This is a genomic window from Clostridium sp. YIM B02500 (assembly GCF_022324665.1).
In the GTDB taxonomy this organism is placed as follows: Bacteria; Bacillota; Clostridia; order Clostridiales; family Clostridiaceae; genus Clostridium; species Clostridium beijerinckii.
Map to the genome: position 1 here is coordinate 19,245 of NZ_JAKGTE010000029.1, position 20,066 is coordinate 39,310.

General features: G+C 30.3%; 20 protein-coding genes. All 20 read right to left on the bottom strand.

The features are described from left to right. Positions 1-361: 361 nt before the first annotated feature. The 20 genes from L1S46_RS20090 to L1S46_RS20185 all read right to left on the bottom strand — a co-directional run bounded on the left by L1S46_RS20090 (position 362) and on the right by L1S46_RS20185 (position 19,990). Positions 362-1,780, bottom strand: a complete 1,419-nt coding sequence (locus L1S46_RS20090; protein WP_173707032.1) for an NADH-quinone oxidoreductase subunit N — start codon at positions 1,778-1,780, stop codon at positions 362-364. Between the two features lie 2 nt (positions 1,781-1,782). Further along, positions 1,783-3,306, bottom strand: coding sequence for an NADH-quinone oxidoreductase subunit M (locus L1S46_RS20095; protein ID WP_077828916.1), 1,524 nt, complete (start codon positions 3,304-3,306; stop codon positions 1,783-1,785). Next, a complete protein-coding gene (gene nuoL / locus L1S46_RS20100; protein ID WP_077828917.1) occupies positions 3,307-5,175 on the bottom strand; it encodes an NADH-quinone oxidoreductase subunit L in 1,869 nt (622 codons plus the stop codon). Continuing rightward, positions 5,169-5,477, bottom strand: coding sequence for an NADH-quinone oxidoreductase subunit NuoK (gene nuoK / locus L1S46_RS20105; protein WP_012059181.1), 309 nt, complete (start codon positions 5,475-5,477; stop codon positions 5,169-5,171). The genes nuoL and nuoK overlap by 7 nt, the downstream gene beginning before the upstream one ends. Further along, positions 5,478-5,969, bottom strand: a complete 492-nt coding sequence (locus tag L1S46_RS20110; protein ID WP_041897377.1) for an NADH-quinone oxidoreductase subunit J — start codon at positions 5,967-5,969, stop codon at positions 5,478-5,480. An 89-nt stretch (positions 5,970-6,058) separates the two neighbouring features. Further along, a complete protein-coding gene (locus L1S46_RS20115; protein ID WP_012059183.1) occupies positions 6,059-6,448 on the bottom strand; it encodes an NADH-quinone oxidoreductase subunit I in 390 nt (129 codons plus the stop codon). A 172-nt stretch (positions 6,449-6,620) separates the two neighbouring features. After that, positions 6,621-7,655: an NADH-quinone oxidoreductase subunit NuoH gene (nuoH, locus tag L1S46_RS20120; protein ID WP_077868189.1), complete on the bottom strand. Its 1,035-nt coding sequence runs from the start codon at positions 7,653-7,655 to the stop codon at positions 6,621-6,623. A gap of 13 nt (positions 7,656-7,668) precedes the next feature. Next, on the bottom strand, positions 7,669-8,781 hold the full coding sequence (locus tag L1S46_RS20125; RefSeq protein ID WP_236897578.1) for an NADH-quinone oxidoreductase subunit D: 1,113 nt from the start codon (positions 8,779-8,781) through the stop codon (positions 7,669-7,671). A gap of 18 nt (positions 8,782-8,799) precedes the next feature. Then, the gene (locus L1S46_RS20130; protein WP_012059186.1) at positions 8,800-9,237 is read right to left on the bottom strand and encodes an NADH-quinone oxidoreductase subunit C; all 438 of its coding nucleotides are present in this window, start codon (positions 9,235-9,237) and stop codon (positions 8,800-8,802) included. Beyond that, a complete protein-coding gene (locus L1S46_RS20135; protein ID WP_012059187.1) occupies positions 9,230-9,739 on the bottom strand; it encodes an NADH-quinone oxidoreductase subunit B in 510 nt (169 codons plus the stop codon). Before L1S46_RS20135 ends, L1S46_RS20130 begins: the two co-directional genes overlap by 8 nt. After that, entirely contained in the window at positions 9,730-10,086 is a 357-nt protein-coding gene (locus L1S46_RS20140; RefSeq protein WP_012059188.1) for an NADH-quinone oxidoreductase subunit A, read from the bottom strand. Before L1S46_RS20140 ends, L1S46_RS20135 begins: the two co-directional genes overlap by 10 nt. A gap of 552 nt (positions 10,087-10,638) precedes the next feature. Next, positions 10,639-10,824, bottom strand: coding sequence for an SHOCT domain-containing protein (locus L1S46_RS20145; RefSeq protein WP_023975558.1), 186 nt, complete (start codon positions 10,822-10,824; stop codon positions 10,639-10,641). 89 nt (positions 10,825-10,913) lie between these two features. Next, the gene (locus tag L1S46_RS20150; protein ID WP_236897576.1) at positions 10,914-11,357 is read right to left on the bottom strand and encodes a hypothetical protein; all 444 of its coding nucleotides are present in this window, start codon (positions 11,355-11,357) and stop codon (positions 10,914-10,916) included. 229 nt (positions 11,358-11,586) lie between these two features. Further along, positions 11,587-12,474: a prenyltransferase gene (locus tag L1S46_RS20155; RefSeq protein WP_236897573.1), complete on the bottom strand. Its 888-nt coding sequence runs from the start codon at positions 12,472-12,474 to the stop codon at positions 11,587-11,589. A 497-nt stretch (positions 12,475-12,971) separates the two neighbouring features. Further along, positions 12,972-14,672, bottom strand: a complete 1,701-nt coding sequence (locus tag L1S46_RS20160; protein WP_236897565.1) for an FAD-dependent oxidoreductase — start codon at positions 14,670-14,672, stop codon at positions 12,972-12,974. Positions 14,673-15,011: 339 nt separating this feature from the next. Next, positions 15,012-15,878 (bottom strand): 4Fe-4S binding protein, encoded by an 867-nt coding sequence (locus L1S46_RS20165; RefSeq protein ID WP_236897563.1) that lies wholly within the window; start codon positions 15,876-15,878, stop codon positions 15,012-15,014. A gap of 121 nt (positions 15,879-15,999) precedes the next feature. Next, positions 16,000-16,818, bottom strand: a complete 819-nt coding sequence (locus tag L1S46_RS20170; protein ID WP_236897561.1) for a sulfite exporter TauE/SafE family protein — start codon at positions 16,816-16,818, stop codon at positions 16,000-16,002. 171 nt (positions 16,819-16,989) lie between these two features. Continuing rightward, a complete protein-coding gene (locus tag L1S46_RS20175; RefSeq protein ID WP_236897559.1) occupies positions 16,990-17,646 on the bottom strand; it encodes a 4Fe-4S binding protein in 657 nt (218 codons plus the stop codon). Between the two features lie 408 nt (positions 17,647-18,054). Then, entirely contained in the window at positions 18,055-18,837 is a 783-nt protein-coding gene (gene lgt / locus L1S46_RS20180) for a prolipoprotein diacylglyceryl transferase (RefSeq protein WP_236897541.1), read from the bottom strand. 19 nt (positions 18,838-18,856) lie between these two features. Then, positions 18,857-19,990 carry an ROK family transcriptional regulator gene (locus L1S46_RS20185; protein WP_236897536.1) on the bottom strand — a complete coding sequence of 378 codons (1,134 nt, stop codon included), beginning with the start codon at positions 19,988-19,990 and terminating at the stop codon, positions 18,857-18,859. Positions 19,991-20,066: the final 76 nt, after the last annotated feature.

The window sequence follows — 20,066 nt, forward strand, 5'->3', positions numbered from 1 at the left end:
CCATATAGTTAATTTTAATATTACTTTATCATATATTTAATAATTTAACTAAAAATTATTCCTCCAATAAGTTCTTTTATTATTTTAAATTTCAAATTCTGTTACACTTAATAAAAGAAAGTACTTCAAAATGATAAAAAAATCATTTTGAAGTACATCCTTAATGGCAGCATCCTCCACCGCCTTTGAATACTCTAAAAACTATAAAAGCAACAACTGCAATTATTAATATTGTAGCAACCATTTTCCTCATCCTTCCTACTATCTATCATTTGAAAATGATTCTCATTGTACATTAAAATTATGTAGAAATTATGAAGATAATGATTATTACAAAATAGAATCTTTAGTAATTCTTATATTAGGATAAAAATGCTTTAGATACTGACAAAACTACATTTACTACTTGGCTAGGATAAATTCCAAGAATAACAAGTACTGTCATAGATATAGTTAATGCTAATTTTGTACTTATGGATACCGGAATTGATTCAAGTTTAGTAGGACTTTCTCCAAAATACATAACCTTAACAACTTTAAGATAGTAATATACTGATATAACGCTCATACCAATACTTAAAAATGCTAACCATATCTGTCCCTTTTCTATTATAGATAAGAATAAATAGAACTTGCCTATAAATCCTGCTAAAGGTGGAATTCCTGCTAAAGAAAGTAAGGAAATAAGCATAACAGCAGCTAAAAATGGTGATCTTTTAGCTAAATAAGCATAATCTTTAATTTCATCACTTCCTGTTGCCTTTGAAACTGCAATTACAACTCCAAATGCTCCCATGTTTGCAAACAGATAAAACAAACTATAAAGCAAAATTGATGCGATGCCAAGACTTGAATTCGCAATAATCCCTAGTAAAAAATAACCTGCTTGTGAAATGCTTGAGTAAGCAAGCAGCCTTTTAATATTAGTTTGGGGAATAGCAACTAAATTTCCAAGCACTAAAGTTATAACAGATAATACTATTATTAAATCAATCCAGTAGCTAGACGCAGATGACATGCCAGTCATAAATAATCTTAATAAAACTGCTAAACCTGCTGTTTTAGATGCTACCGCTAAAAATACTGTAATCGAAGTAGGTGCTCCTTCATAAATGTCTGGAGCCCACATATGAAAAGGAACAATGGCTATTTTAAAAGCAAAACCTGCAATTAAAAATATCATGCCTAGTATTTCTAATGGTGCTATCTGTCCTGTCACCAGTGCTTCTGCAATTTCTTTAATAGCCGTTGTTTGAGTAATCCCATATATTAAACTTAATCCATACAAGAAAATTGCTGAAGACATTGCACTTAAAATAAGGTATTTTAAACTTGCTTCTTTTGATTTATCATCACCTTTATAAGCAATTAAAACGCAAAATGATATAGTCATTAATTCTAGCCCTATATATATTGCAATGAGTTCTCCCGATGATACCATAATCATCATTCCAAGTAGCGCAGACACAATTAATGCATAGAACTCTCCTTGTTTTGAAACTAGATGATCTCTAGAAATTAACACTGTTAATACTGCAGCTATCAAGAAAAGCTGTTTAAAAAAAGTACTAAAAGAATCATTAATATAAGCTCCACCAAAAAGAGATTGTGACTGACTCCCATTCAATAGTGCCTCACTAAATAATGATACTATTAAAATTATAAATAGACATATTCCTGTAAATAAACTAAGCTTTTCTTTATACCTTTGCAGTGATAAACTTGCTATCAAAAGTACAAGACATAAAGCTGCAGTTAAAAGTTCAACTATATAACTCATAATTAAAATCCTCCCATTATCATTCCTATGTCTGATATCTTACCCATAAGTGACATTGCTCCACTATGAATAAGGTCAATTAGTGGTGAAGGGAATAAACCAAAAAATATTAATACACCTGCGAGCATCACTATAGGTATCATTTCCACTCCTTTTGCATCCTCTAAATGATTCCATTCTTCTTTTCTTGGACCAAGAAAAGTGCTTTGAATTACCTTTAATATATAAGCCGCAGTAATAACAATTCCTAGAATAGCCATTATTGAGATTGCTTTAAAAGGTATTACTGAAAATAATGTTCTTGGTTCATCATGAGATCCTAAAAATATTAGAAATTCAGCAACAAAATTGTTTAGCCCTGGAAGTCCCAAAGATGCAAAACCAGCAATTATAAAACCAATTGCCACTCTTGGCATTTGATGTATTAAACCACCAAACTTAGCTATTTCTCTTGTATGAGCCTGATGATAAATATTTCCTATTAGCGTAAAGAACAATGCTGTCATAATACCATGGGCAAACATCTGAGCTACTGCTCCATCTATTCCTTCAAAGTTTAATGAAGCAATTCCGAGTAGTACGTACCCCATATGGCTTACACTAGAATAACCAATTACAAATTTCAAATCCTTTTGAGCCATAGCAACCATAGCACCATATACTACATTAGCTATTGATAGCACTGCAATTAAAGGAACCCAGTATTTTGCACCTTCTGGAAATAAAAACACCCCCGCGCGGATAATTCCATAACCACCTAGTTTCATTAAAACCCCTGCATGAAGCATACTTACAGCTGTTGGCGCAGCTACGTGTCCATCTGGAGACCATGTATGAAAAGGCCACATAGGAACTAATATACCAAAACCTATTAACATTAGGAAAAAAGTAAATTTTTGAAAGCTAGCGCTATATTCAATAGTACTAAGAGTTTGTATATCAAAACTTCTTATTCCTAAATTATTAGCATATACAAAGGTCGCAATAATTCCAATTAGAATAAATGCACTTCCTACTAATAAATATAAAGTAAGTTTCATTGCGGCATAATCTTTTCTTGTACTTCCCCAAACTCCAATTAAGATATACATTGGAATAACAGCTATTTCAAAAAATACGTAGAATAAAAATAAATCTCTTGAAATGAATACCCCAAAAACACCTGCAACTAGTAAAAGCAGAAATATGAAAAATTCCTTTATTCTTTTTTCCATTTTCCATGATGCAAAAACACCTGCAAAAATAACAATAGCTGTAAGCAATACTAAAGGTATGCTTAAACCATCCGCCCCTACAGAATAATTAATTCCGAAGGCAGGTATCCAAGAATAGGTTTCTTGAAATTGAAGTCCTCCCATTTCCTTATTGTAAGTAACAAAAGCTATAATCGAAAGCAACAATGAAATAAACGTGAAAATTGCTGCTGTAACCTTTATTTCCTTTTTCTTACTTTCTGGAAGCAAAAGTATTATGATTATACCCAAAATGGGTGCTAATAATATTGATGTTAATATCGGAAATTGCATCTACATCCCTCCTAAAATCGGTGCTGCGAGCCAAATAATTATCAAAGCAATTGCTATGAAAAAGATTAGAGCATAATTTTGCACTCTGCCCGAATGAATAAGTCTAAGCTTATCTCCTATTCTGCTTATGAAAGAAGTCGTGTTATCAAAAATTCCATCTACTACGTTACGATCGCACCAATTAAAAAGATAAGAAATATTTAAAACTACTTTTTCATATATCCATTGATAAAGTTCATTTATATAATATTGATTAAAAAGAAATTGATGAATTGCTCTAAACTTCACACTTAGAGCTTCACTTGATATTATTTTCTTACCATATATAAGCCACCCGAGCAGTATTCCACTAAAAGCTGCTGCTACTGATTCACTCATAACCATTAAATTTGCTTCAGGAATTTGAGATGTTTGAAAGTATATATATGAAGCAAATGTTTCATTTATAAAACCATAGAATACTGAAAAAACTGATAATATGATTAATGGAACAGTCATACACCAAGGCGTTTTATGGACAGAATGTTTTTCTCTTTCCTCTCCAAAGAAGACTATTAAAACTAAACGAGCCATATAAAATGCTGTTAAAAATGCTGTAATTAAACCTAAGTAATATAAAAATATATAGCCATGCTCATAAGTTACAGTTAAAATTTCATCCTTACTAAAAAAGCCTGATAGAGGTGGAATTCCAGCTAGTGATAAAGATGCAATTATAAAAGTTATACTTACAAGTTTCATTTTTTTAATTAAGCCGCCCATTTTAAAAATGTCCTGTACACCAATAGAATGAATAATGCTACCTGCACCTAAAAATAATAATGCCTTAAAAAATGCATGGCTTGTAAGATGAAACATTCCAGAAGTAAATCCGCCTACTCCCATTGCCATAACCATATATCCCAATTGACTCATAGTTGAAAAAGCCAATATTCTTTTTAAATCTCTTTGAACTATTGCAATTGTACCTGCCATGAATGCAGTTATTCCACCAATGTACGCAATTACTAAACTTACTTCATGTAAAGAAGAAAATAATATATAACCACGCGCTAAAAGATATACTCCAGCTGCAACCATAGTAGCTGCATGAATCAATGCGCTTACTGGTGTTGGTCCTTCCATGGCATCTGGAAGCCAAACATGAAGTGGAAATTGAGCTGACTTTGCTACTGGTCCTGCAAAAATTAATAATGCTATTATAGTTAAATAAACAACATCTTGATATGCTGGAATACTTGCAGCTAGTTCTCTAAAGTTAAAAGTTCCAAAAGCCATGAAAAGGCAAAGCATTCCGACTAAAAATCCGAAATCTCCAACTCTGTTAGCGACAAACGCCTTTTTATTAGCCTTTACAGCTGAAGGCCTGTCATAGTAAAAACCAATTAGAAGATAAGAACATAACCCTACGAGTTCCCAGAAAAAGAACATTTGAAAATAGTTATTAGAAATTACGAGTCCTAACATTGAGCTTGTAAATAGAGATAAATTCGCAAAAAATCTTGAAAAACCTTTTTCTCCTTTCATGTAACCCAAGGAATATATTTCAACCAATAAACCTATAAAAGTCACGATTATAAGCATAGTTGCTGTAAGTGGATCAATTAATACTCCTACTTCAATCTTAATTGGAGCTGATAGCCACGAAACAGCATATTCAACAGGTTTATTTATGCTAACTTTCGAAGTAATAACCTCATAAAAAACACCTAAAGAAAATATAAAAGAGAGAACCATCCCACCTATTGCAATTGCTGAACTAATCCCTTTTAATTTTTCTGTAATGAACCCAATAATTAGAAATGCAATTGCGGGAAATATGGGAATTATCCAAGCTAAATCTATAAATCTCATCATAACACCTACCATTTTAAAATATTGAAATCTTCTACATTAGATGTAGGTAGACTTCGATAAATATTTAAGATAATAGCTAAACCTACAGCTATTTCGGCTGCTGCAACAACAATAACGAATATAGCAAAAAGGTGTCCTGTAACCTTTTCTGGTGCTAAAAATCTATTAAAAGCTACTAAATTAATATTGACTGCATTCATCATGATTTCCACTGACATTAATACACTGATAACATTTCTTTTAACAACTGCTCCATAAAGACCAATACAAAACAAAGCTGCTGCGAGTATTAAATAACCTTCTAAACCAACCATCTAATTTTTCACTCCTTTTGCTAAAATAATAGCGCCTACCAAGGCTATTAATAAGAGTAATGCAGAAACTTCAAAGGGAATCATATAATTTCCAAAGAATCCATCTGCAATAGCACTAATGGTATTTTCTATATTTAAATTCTTATAAGTAAAGTTACTACGTAAAATTAAGCGTGTAATAAGCCCAAAGAATCCTAAACAAAATGCTAAACCTGTCCATCTTAATTTATTAAAGGGATTACTGTTTTTCATATCATTTTTTCGTGTAAGCATTATAGCAAATACGATTAAGATTGAAATTGCTCCAGCATAAATTAAAATCTGTGCTAAAGCTAGAAAATCAGCTTGAAGCAAGATGAAAACCACTGCTATACCTATGAATGTTAAAATCATTGATAAAGCACTATGGATAATATTTTTTGAATGAACGACACCTATAGCAAAAGCTATAATTAAAAATGCTATAGGCCAAAAAACAAAAGCTGAAATCATTATAAATCCTCCTTGTTAAGAATATGAAGTAAATATTGGTCATTAATATAATGCATGTTTCTCATCATGCAAAAAAGTATTCTGACCTGTTACTTCTTTGAATATTCATCAAATAGTGTTAACTTAGTTTCTGCTCTACTGTAAGCACTTAGTTCAAAATCCGAAGTAACCTGAAGTGCCTTAGTTGGGCAGCTTTCAACGCATAATCCGCAAAAAAGACAATATTCTAATTGCATTTCATATTTAGTTAAATGTTTTTTATTATTTTCATCTTTATAACTTTCAACATTAATAACTCTATTTGGGCAGCTCAAAGCACAAATGCTGCATGAAATACATTTTTCTGAATCCAGTCTAAAAGAACAACGAGAACGCAATGGAAGCTTTGGATGTTCTTCTGGATACTGCTGAGTGATATTTTTTTCAAATAAATGTCCAAGTGTTACTCTAAGACCATTTAATAATCCTTTACCAAACATTAAATTCACCTCTTAACTAATTGTGGCATATTCAAGAAATAATAAGTCATCATGCTAGTCTATTTCTAGTCATACTACGTCAGCATTTTTACCTAATAGGCCCACTATGAGATAAAAATACTTCCTTGCCTGACTGAAAATATACATCGCATCATGGACTTATTATTTTCTTTCATATACCTAACTGAAATATTTTAATACCAATTCCAGTTAGTAAAATGTTTATTAGAGAAATAGGAATAAGATATTTCCAGTTTAAAGACATCATATGATCTAACCTAAACCTAGGAAAAGTCCAACGAACTAACATAAGCAGTAACACTATTAAGTAAGTTTTTAGGATAAACCAAATCCAAGAAGGTAATAACGGACCACTAGCTCCTCCTAAGAATAAAGTAGCTGTAAGTGCTGAAGTAGCAAACATATTTGTATACTCAGCAAGATAAAAAAGTGCATATCTCATTCCGCTATATTCTGTGAATGGACCAGCTACTATTTCCTGCTCTCCTTCAGCTAAGTCAAAAGGAGCTCTATTTAACTCTGCAGTCGCGGCAATAAGATAAATAATAAATGCAACAGGCTGTAAAAAAATGAACCACACGCTATTTTGGGCTGTTATAATTTCTGTCAAATTTAAAGAACCACTTATCATAACTACTCCAAGAAGAGAAAAAATCATAGGTATCTCATAACTTATCATTTGGGCAACTACTCTCATCCCACCTAAAAGGGAATACTTATTATTAGATCCCCAACCTGCCATTAATATAGGTATTGAGGAAACTCCAGATATGGCTAAGAAATAAAGCAATCCCAAATTTAAATTTACAGCAACCATATTTTTTCCAAAAGGTAACACAGCATATATTAATAAAGCAGGAACCATAACTAAAAATGATGCCATTACGAAAACTAATTTATCTGTCTTTTCTGGAATAATATCTTCCTTGCCGAGAAGTTTGACAACATCTGCTACGCTTTGAAATATTCCTTGTGGCCCAAATCTATTAGGCCCTGGACGCTGCTGAAGATAACCACAAAATTTTCTTTCTAAATAAATCAAAAACATAGCATTTAATAAAACAAAAGCTACAATCCCAATAAAATAAACTAAGCTCATAATAATACTTACAAAGGCATTTGGTATTGCCAATGCCGAAGTTAAACCCTTAATCCAATTAGATATGTTTAAAAATATATTCTCCATTTCTACCTCCCAGCTACCTATCAATTTCGCCTAATATAGGATCAAGTGATGCGAGTATTGCAACAGCATCCTGAATAGTGCTTCCACTCGCCATTTCAGGAAAGGCACCTATATTAACAAAAGATGGTCCATGAATGTGAATTCTATAAGGTTTATCACATCCATCACTTACTATGTAATAACCTAGCACACCTTTAGCTCCTTCAATTTGATGATAAATATCTCCTTTGGGTGGTTTTATTAGTCTTGGGACTTTAGCTAAAACTGGACCTTCTTTTATTTGCTCTAGCGCCTGTTTAATTATTTTTATACTCTCTTCCATTTCACCAATACGCATTATCCATCTTTCATAGCAATCGCCATCTTTACCGACAATCACTTTAAAATTGAAACGATCATAAATACCATATGGCGCATCACGTCTTAAATCTAAGTCTATACCAGAAGCCCTAAGGTTTGGACCTGTTAAACCATAAGCTAAAGCTTTTTCTCCACTAATTATTCCAACACCTTTAGTTCTTGCTTGAAATATTTCATTACCAGTGATGATTCGTTCATACTCTATAAAGCTCTTATCCATATCATTAAGAAAGCTTTTTAAGCTAGGCATAAATTCCTCAGGCAGATCATAGCTTACTCCACCGATACGCATATAATTTGTAGTCATTCTAGAACCACAAACCATCTCTAATAAATCCAAAACTTTTTCTCTATCTCTAAAGAAATACATCCAAGGGGTATGCCCATTTAAATCAAGAGCCATACTTCCTAAAAAAACTTGATGACTTGCTATTCTCTGCAATTCAGCCATTATTATACGAATGTATTCTGCTCTTTCTGGAACTTCAATCCCAGCAAGCTTCTCTACTGTTTGAACGTAACCTAACTCATTTAACATTCCAGATAAATAATCTAATCTATCAGTATAAGGTATAAATTGAGTATAAGTTCTGGATTCAGCTAGCTTTTCCATACCTCTGTGCAAATAGCCTATGATATTTTCTACATTGACAATATGCTCACCATCTAAAGTAAAGATTGCTCTATATACACCATGGGTACTAGGATGCTGTGGTCCAAAATTTAAAGTCATTTCTTCAGTGTGCAACTCTCTGTCATATTCCATTCTCAAACTTCCTCCTTTCTACCTTCGCTTTTCAACCTTAAAATCTTTTCTAAGCGGATGTCCTACAAAATCATCAGGACATAATATCCTTTTTAAATCTGGATGGCCAATAAAATTAATTCCAAATAAATCATAAGCTTCTCTTTCCTGAACATTTGCTGCAAGCCAATATTTAGTTAATGATGGAATTTCAAGCTTTTCATTAAGTTTTACCTTAATTCTAATCAGCTCATGAGTAGTTAATGACATAAAATGATAAACGCAGCTTAATACATCATCTTCAATAGCTGTTAAATCAACTAAAAAATCAAATCCATATTGCTTTACCTTTTTTATAACGTCTAGAAATTTACTTGCTTCTGTGTGAATAGCAATCTGCGTATTTTCTATAATTTCAATATCTTGCTTATATTCTGCTTTCAGTTCCAAGATTAGATTTTCACAAGTTTTACTCACTTCTTCCCACCTCTTTCGGATGAATAATTTTTTCTTTTAAAGTTAAAAGCCCATGGATTAATGCTTCTGGCCGTGGAGGGCATCCTGGAATATAAACATCTACTGGTAAAAATGTGTCAGCACCTGGAACGACATTATAGGAATCTACAAACGGTCCCCCACTAGTTGCACAGCTTCCCATAGCAATTACCCATTTAGGTTCTGGCATTTGGTCATAAATCTTTTTAACTATAGGTGCCATTTTTTCAGTAATTGTTCCTGCAACAATCATCAAATCTGCTTGTCTTGGTGAAGCACGGAAAACTTCATATCCAAAACGTGCAATATCATAACGAGCACCTCCTGCTGCCATCATTTCAATAGCACAACATGCGAGTCCAAATGTTAACGGCCAAAAAGAATGTGCGCGGAAATAATTTAAAGTATCATCTAATTTAGTTAAAATAATATTTTTTTCTATTTGCTCTTGAATCTCTTTATCTTGTTTAAAATTTACTTCCACTCTAATGCCCCCTCTTTCCACGCATACCATAAACCAATGATTAAAATGCCTATAAAAATAACCATTTCAAAAAGTGCGAATAATCCTAATGATTTAAATTTCACTGCCCATGGCAATAAAAATACTGTTTCAACATCAAAGAGTAGAAATACTAAGCCGTACATAAAGTAACTAACCTTAAATCTAATCCACGTTGAACCAGTAGTTTCAACGCCACACTCATAAGTAGATAATTTTTCTTTATTTGGCTTCTTCGGTCTTACTAGTGAAGCCGTTAATAAGACGACCATTCCAAAAATAAATGAAGCTATAAGAAAAATTCCAATAATCAAATAATCTTGTATCATTTTTATCCCCTTTCAATTTACTTTAAAATCAAAATCAACACGTTCAAACCTTCCTTCTACAGGTACAAATTCTAAACGTTATTAATAATTTTATATCTGCTCACATATTAACAAGTTTTTATGAAGTTATTATGTAGAAATCCTATAGGTTAACACATAATTTTCAAATTATTCCACATGTGCCGATGAAATCCGAGACATTATTAAAGTAAATTTAAAGAATTTTTTATTAAAGCCATTCATAATAAATATCAAAAAAACAGAGGTTTATAAAATACAAACTTCTGTTTTACTGCATTATTCCTATTAATAAGCGACTTATTACACATATTTAATTATTTAACTTTTATTTTTTATCATACAAAATATTTATAAAGATTTTATGTAGAAAAAATTTTCGTAAAGCTATAAATTATGCTCTTATTAAATCTGAAAATTAAAATTCTTACAAATCGATCAATATGTATTAAGATAACTCCTTTTCTCTATACAGAAAAAGTCATGTAAAAGAAGAGTTATCTATACTCCTTTTACATGACTTTTTACTGTTACCTATGATCTTAATGTACTTTTTATTCTATTATATTCATCTTCACTTATTTCTCCGCGAACAAATCTTTCATTTAGTATATTTAGAGAATTATCTCTAACACTGCAAACTTTAAGCTTTTTACTTTCTTCTTGATTGAAAATTAAATATATAACAGCAATAATTAAAATTATTGGTATAATCATCATTCCAGACCATCCTCCCATCATATCTAATTATCCTTCCATTCTCATATTATCATTCTAAATTTATTTCGATTTTTTAAAATTTAATGATACTAATTCCTCATCATGCTTTGATGAAGTTTTGCCATCTTTTCTTTTCCTACAGATTGCATCATATTTGCCATAGATCCATATCCGTTATTTTTCATTACATCAATCATCTTGTTATAATCCTCATCACTTATATTAGACATTAAATTTTTCATGGCATTAAAATCTCTATTTTCCATAGCATTTGCTTCATCATTAAAACCATTCTCTTTCATTAGTTCAATCATTTTATTGATATTATCATCTGATTGCGCCCCAGACCCCATCATGCTCATCATTGTTCCTCTATAATTTGATGATGATTTAACCTCACCATTTTGCACATTCATCATTTGTCCATTAAATTTATTAAACCTTGTATTATTTTTATCTGCCGCATATGCAAGTGATATTCCGCTTACAGTTAATATACCTGCTAATGCTAGAATCATAACTTTCTTTTTCATTGTGTATCACTCCTTTAATTTTCTTCTTAATTTATATGCTTATTTTACTACTCAATTATGGAGTAATTATGAAGATAATATATTTTAAAAAAATATTCTAATTATATATAATAAAAGGTTCAAGTACTATATTGCTTATAACACTTGAACCTTTTGCATATTCATAGAATTTTTATAATTTCAAATCAGACAGAATCTAAATTTTAATACATTACATCATAATAATTTTTTACATTATAATTGCAATTATCAATCCAATAACTACAGCCAAATGATATTTTAGACCAACCTGTCCTATAAGTCCCATACTCCTACCTTTTGTTTGAGCACTTTTTTCATATGAAAGAAAACTCCTAATTGATTTATAGGGATATATTAAAATTACAGGTAATAACACGACAATGGGATAAATGTGTATTAATACTAAACAGGCTGTTAGTACAAGTAACATTATTATATTAAAAACCCAAAGCTTATTTGCATTTTTTTTACCTATCATAATAGGCAGTGTTTTTCTTCCAGATTCCCTATCCTCTTCCATATCACTCAAATTATTTGTTAGTAATATAGTACTAATAAATAATACTGTAGGGACTGCAACCAAGATTGTATTTATATTAAATATGCCTGATTGAATATAAATCACTGTAGTAGTTATACCAATCCCCATAGTAACTCCAGATATAATCTCTCCAAATGGCGTATATGAAATAGGTAAAGGACCAAAAGCATATAAAATTGAAATAAGACCTCCTATTACAGCGACTAGTAAAATGTAATAGCTTGTTTGGCTAGCTAAAAAAAGACCAATCATAAGAGCAATAAACTGATATAAGATTATTATAAATAATACTTGCTTAGATGTGATTTCACCACTAACTAGAGCTTTTTCATCTCCACTCTTATTACTGTCTGCTCCACGTTTATAGTCAAAGTAATCATTAATCATATTAGTAGCACTTTGAATCAATATCATAGCAATTGCTAATAATATAACATACAAAGCATTTAACTTTCCAAAAGCATACTTTGAATAAACTGAACCTAAAATTACAGGAATTAACCCTGCAACAAGGGTTTTTATATCCATAAGTTTTATTATTGTTTTAAATCCCATTGATCTCTTCTCCTTATCAAGATCTTTAATCTTTTTATTTTATAATACAAAATATTTGTAAAGATTTTATGAAGAAGTCGATGATAGTAATACAAATTATATTTTAATCTATTTTCTTAAAGGTTTAGTTCATAGTGATTCGATTTAATCTATTAGCTATTATAAATCAAATAACTTTACAGATAATTAAGTTTATTATTTACCACTAATATACATAAAAAGCCATGTAAAAAAGTATTAAATGTTTCTTTTCATATGACTATAATTTTATTATTCTACAATATTCTACCTATATCACTCTTTTAATTATCTTCTCTTTATATATTTATTTTACCGCTTAACTGTGGAGGAATTATGAAGATAACATATATCCAATGATTTTTTACATCTGAATTTAATAAAAGGTCCAAGTGCTATTCTTATTCAACACTTGAACCTTTTGAATATTATAATTTACTTACTTTTCCTTTTGCAACTAATAAATTTAATATGACAAATCACTTAAAATTATATTCAGTAACTATACTTTCCCTATTCTTAGTTTGGTCGTTAAAATATTCGTAAAATGATAGTGCTAAGAAGCTACCTGTAATATTATAAACATTATTAAAACCTAAGTTTTGTAGTGCTAATGTTGCATTATAACTTCTTTGACCAGTTCTACAATGTAAATATACTGGTTTATCTTTTGGTATCTCATTTATCCTTTGTCTAAGTTCACTTAATGGAATATTAATTGCGTTTTTAATATGTCCATTAGCATATTCTCCTCTTTCTCTAACGTCTATTATATAAGCATTACGTTCAGCAAGTCCTCTGACTAGATCTATATTAACCTGCTTAAAATCGCCATTTAAAAGATTAGAACCAACATAACCAGCATAATTAACAACGTCTTTTGCTGTAGCAAATGGTGGTGCATAACATAATTCTAAGTCTTTTAAATCTTCTACTGTTCCACCAAACTTTATAGCAGTAGCAATTACATCAATTCTTTTTGTAACATCACCTTTACCTATAGCTTGAGCTCCTAAAATTTTTCCTGTTGGAACTTCATATAATAATTTTAAATGTACAGGCGATGAATTAGGCATTATTCCAACTTTATCTGTAAGTATTACTCTTACAACATCATACTGTATATTCATGTTGAGAACATTTATAAGTGCTTCATTTAACCCCGTTGATGCTCCATTATAATCAAAAACTTTTATAGCTGATGAACCTATATATCCTTTATTTAAGCCTTTCTTTCCATTTATATGATCTGCAACAGATCTTGCCTGCTTTTGAGCTGGGCCTGCAAGTGATAATTTCACATTGGAATGAGTTAATGAATTATAAACTTCTATGGCATCTCCTACTGCATATATACTATCATCATTAGTTTTGTAATTTGTATCTACTTTTATTGCTCCAGTTTCTCCAATATCTAACTCTGCTCCTTTTGCTAAGGCTGTTTCCGGTGATACTCCTATTGCCATTACAACAACCTTCGCACTAATTCTTTTGCCTGATGATAGTATCACCGTATCTTTTTCAAACTTTTCAACTTTATCTCCAACAATTAAATTTATACTATGATCATATAATTCTTTATGAAATATTTGAACCATATCATAATCAAAAGGTCTTAATATTTGATCAGTTGCCTCTATTAGGGATACATTATAACCAGCATCTCTTAAGTTTTCTGCTGCTTCAACTCCTATATATCCACCACCAATAACTGCAATATCCTGTTTATCAATTGATTTAACATATTTATTTAACTTATCTATATCAACAACATTTCTTATTGTAAAAATATTCACTTCTTCAATTCCGGGAATATTAGGTACAATTGGCTTAGCTCCTGGAGATAATACTAACTTATCATAGTTTTCTTTATATGTTTCACCATTTTCTAAGTTTTTAACTGTTATATACTTCTCCTCTTTATTTATTGATAAAACCTCATTGTTCACCCTTGCTTTAATATTATATTGAACAAGAAATTTTTCAGGACTCATTAGAACCAACCTATCAGCCTCGTCTATTATTCCACTTAAGTGATATGGGAGTGCACAATTTGAAAAAGATACATGAGGTCCTTTTTCAAACATTATTATTTCATCTTCTTCACTAAATCTTCTAAGTCTTGCTGCGGCAGATGCTCCACCCGCAACTCCTCCAACTATTAATATTTTTTTCTTCATGACCATTTCCTCCTAACCTCAACTTATAATTTTAATATAAATCTCTATCAATTATGATTTTATACCTATTAAGCTCTATGTATTTTCTTTTTATACTTATTAGTATTCTGCTAATTAAGTTAATCACAATTAGTGAAAATTCTGTTAAGTCACCTTATGTCTATTTTCCACAATTACTTGCCCATTTCCTTCCATGACTTTATTATATATAAATCTTTAGAAAATATAAGTGACATAGTCACATAAACAAATTATATCAAAAAAGAGAGATAAAACTAATTCATAGTCTTTCTCTCTATAACTAAGCTAAGGTTCATAAAGGACAACAAATAAAATGTCTTATTGTCTGCTTAATACTTCAGATATGAATTTTTCTTTTCCTACTCTATCCATTACTGTCGAGATTCTTTCTCCTTTTACTCCAATTTCTTTATAGCATTCCATAATCTTATCAACTACAAATACTATGTCTTTTTCTTTAAATATCTTTCCTAAAGAATCCCCTATTCTTATTCCTCGTCCAAATCTTCCACCAACAAAAATTTCTGCACCTTTTTCTTTAATACCAACTGCATTGGTTCTACATAATCTAAAACATTCACCGCAACTTACACATAATTCTTCATGATATACTACTTTTCTATTTACTACCTCTAATGCTTTTTGCCTGCAGTCTTTAACACAAATTCCACATCCAACACAGTTGTCCAAATTAAATTCTGGGATTGTCTTTCCCATTATTCCAATATCATTTATATTAGCTTTTGCACAATTATTTGCACAACCAACTATTCCTATTTTGCACTTATGAGGAGTATCTGTAGCAAAATATTTTTCCTCTAGTTCTCTGCAAATTGCCTGAGTATCAATGTTACCATGCAGACATACAGTTCCTTTGCATGCAACTAATGGCCTTATCTTTTGACCAGTTCCACCATGACGCAGTCCCAAAGATTTTGCTTCTTCCATTACTTTTTCTGCATCTTCATCTTTAATCCAAGGAACTTCAATTTGAAGTCTTGTTGTAAGTCCTGAATACCCTCGTCCATATTTTTTAGCAATCCCATTTATGTTGTTTAATTCTTCAACTGTAAAATTTCCTGCTCTACTTAAAAACCTTACTGCGTAATGTTCCCTATCATTTTGTAATAAAAAACCTAATGCCTTCATTTCTTTTTGTCTCTTCTCATTAACCATAATAATCATACATCTCCCTAACTATGAATTACTAATTCTTTCTCATTTTGTTTCAGTATAATAGATATATGATAATAAATAAAATATAAATACCTAATGATAACCATTAAAATATTTAATGATTAGAGATTTAAAATGCCATAATAAATATTCGTACACCCACAATAGCTAACGCAACTGCAAGGCTTCTAATTATCGCTACTCCATGAATCTTTTTTGAAAGCGTCGCACCTAACTGCGCTCCAAATAATACACCTATAGATAATGCAGCTGTTTGGATAAAGCTTGACTGAAGCACTCCATTCACTATATGAACCATAGTTCCTGATAATGACATTACTGCTAGAACGAAATGCGAAGTAGCAGTTGCAATATGAACGGGGTAATTTAATATATTGACAAGTACTGGAACATGTATTATTCCTCCTCCTATACCTAAAAAACTAGACATAAAGCCAACAAAAATACTTACAACTATTCCAGTTACAGGATTATATGAAAATGTATGTTCTACCCCTTCAATATCTACCACTGTTCTTATAATATAGCCATTCTTAACTACTAATCTATTTTCTGATTTCTCCTCCTTGGTCCTTAATATCAAGAATACGGATATAATAACCAGTAACACACCGAATATCCCATTAAAAAGCTGCCTTGGTACGTATGATGTTATCACTGATCCTAATATTGATCCTGGTAGAGTTGCTATTGCAAAAATTATTCCTGATTTATAATCAATACGTTTCATCCTCGAATAAGCAAAAGAGCCGGATAATGCATTAAAAAATACAACTGCTAGAGAAATACTCGTTATTGTATCTGGGCTCTTATCTGGATATAACAATAATAAGATAGGTACCAGTATAAATCCTCCTCCTGCACCTATTAGAGTTCCAAATGCTCCAACTAAAAATCCCAAGGGGGTTAACCATAAAAATTGTATCAAATTTAAAACCTTCTTCCATAACAATTATGCATTATAATTAAACAAGTTTCTAAAATTTAAAAACTATTAATTATATTAATATAACTCTCCTATATTATACACTACCTTTTAACCATTTTGGATATAAGTTTTAAATTTTATATTTCAAAACACAATTTTGTGCTTAGTTCCTTACTTTATAGTAATTTTATTATATCCAATTGCTTTTTTAGGACATTCAATAACACACTTTCCACATTGAATACAATCTGGATGACTTAATATATCACCTTTATAGTTATATGGTACTAAACCAAGCGGACATTTCTTTTCACATAATTTACATGAAATACATGAAGATGATACATGTAATACCTTTTTGCTCCCTTTAAGCTTTCCAATAATTGATGCTAGACTCCCCATAGGACAAAAGTTACACCAAGCCCTATGATTATATACTAAAGATAATATTATTCCAATTATAGTTGTTACAACAATCATTCTATAAAATACCATTCCTATACCATAAAGGTTTCCCCAATTTTTATATACACCTGAAATAAATATTACCATCATTACTCCCAACATTGCAGATCTAAAATAATATGATTTAAATAACTTTGGTGGTATCCTTTTATTACTAAATTTTGAGACCACATTATCATAAAAATTTCCTCTTGGGCATAAATTCCCACACCAAAATCTTCCTTTAAAAATAGAAACGATTATAGGCGCTATCATACAAATGACTGCTACAAACCCAAACCTTAAATCAATCATACCTAACACTATGAATGTGATTAATAGTGTAAATGAATACCTCTTCCATAATTTCAAAAATTTTTCCACTAAACATTCCTCCTATTTCTTTCATTATTCTAAAGTTTAAAAGGCAACTAAACTTCTAACCTTACTTGTTTGGCTCTTTTTATTTTATAAAATTGCTCTTCTATTATCAGTAACTTTATCACACAATAAAACTATGTATATGTTGCAATACACATTTCACAATTATGGCTGAAATTCTTGCAATATTTTTATAACTGTGATGAAGAATTATTTTTGCAACATATATATTAATGCAAAAAAAGATAAGCCCATATATCATTAAAATATCAGCTTACCTTTTACTTAACATTATTCTAACTCCATTAAGTTATTTGTAAAATTTCATTTACTAAACAAATGCTATTTTAAAATACTATAAAAAAGGAACTCTTAAATTGAGTTCCTTTTTTGTAGATAAAATTATAATATTTACTCTTTATAATTATTCCCTTTAGATTTGCTATTATAATAACTTGCTGCTATAAATATTATCCATACAATGACTCCTGCTAAACTTACCAATTGAGCCATTCTAAAACTTCCTATCATTAAACTGTCTGTTCTCATTCCTTCAATTATGAATCTACCTATAGAATACAATCCTATATATGTAAAAAATACTATTCCATTTTTTTTGCATTTTCTAAGCATAATCATCAGTATTATAAATATAGTTAAATTCCAGAGAGATTCATATAAAAAAGTTGGATTATAATACAATCCATTTATATTCATCCCCTTTTGAATGAACATAGGAAAATGCTTAATAAATTCATAACTAACTACATCACCATGTGCCTCTTGATTAAAGAAATTTCCCCATCTTCCTAGTGCCTGAGCTAAAATAATTGACGGTGCTGCCACATCTGCAAACTTAATAAAGCTTAATTTTTTAACTCTTGTATAAATTAATGCTGTTCCTAATGCAAAAATCAGGCCTCCATGTATTGCAAGTCCGCCATTTCTTATATTAAAAGCATCAATAATATTATCTTTATAGTTATCAAATTCAAATATTACATAATATAGTCTTGCACCTATTATACCAATTGGAATAGATAATAATACAATGTTTAGCAAATTATCATAATCAACTTCTCTCCACTTACAATTATATTGAGATATTAGTATTCCAAGCATAATACCTGTTGCAATTAATATCCCATACCACCTAATATCAAATCCTCCAATTGAAAATGCCACTGGATTCATAATTTCACTTCCTTATCTTCTAATTTTGTATTTTTTGTATAACCATAGCACAAGCTCCTACAGCTATAGATTTATCTTCAAAATATCCACCCCTAATAAATTGAATATTATTGTTTTTTATGTGACACTTCTGAAGAGCTATTTCTTTTGTAGTTTCATAAAACAACTTTGATTGTTGTATTAATGGACCACTTAAAATTATAAGCTCTGGATTAAATAGCTTAATATAATTTGAAAGTCCTATTCCAAAATATAAAGCTGAATCTTTTATAATACCCATAGCCGCTTCATTTTCTTTTTCTCCAAGGCTACAAACATCTATATAATTAATATCATTTAAATTTTTATTTAACAAAGATGATTCATTTTCTTTTATTTCATCTATAAACTTTTTTGTTATATTGGGTATTGATACATAACTTTCTATACATCCATAATTTCCACAGGAACACAATTCCCCGTCAACATCAACAACCATATGTCCAAATGCATCTTCTACGTTGTTAATAGTTCGAATTAGAACTCCAGATGATATAATCCCAGTTCTTATTCCTACACCGCAGTTAATATATGCAATATTCTTTTTACCTTTTCCAATTCCAAAGTTATATTCACCTATAACAGCTGCATTAGCACCATTATCTATACATATTATTGTATCAAATTCTCTTTTTAGTTCATCTTTTAATTGATCTGAATTAAATCCACCAACTATTCCTATTCCAATTCCAACAATTGATGCTTTTTGTATTTTTAATTTCATACAACATTCTTTTATAACATTAGGTATAATTTCAGATATTGTATCCATATCATATTCATGGCTTAATAATTTTTCTTCTATTATTCTTAATTTCAGATTTGTTATAACTATTCTAGTGTAAATTCTTGAAATATCAATTCCAATAATATAAAATTCACTATGATTAACATCATATAAACTAGGCTTTCTTCCCCCTGTAGATTCTCCAATGTCACTTTCCACAATGATTTTTTCTTCAATTAATATTTTAAGATCTCTATTTAATGTAGTTAATTTTATCTTAGTTATGTTTGCCAGTTCATTTTTAGATATAGGACCATTTTCTTGTATAACGCGAAAGATATATCTGCACCTATCATTTAACAATTCAAAACTTTTATATGCTTCCAAGAAACTCGCTCCCTTTCTCATATTAGTATATCATCTTTTAGCCATTATGGATATAAGTTTTAATTTACTTCAAATA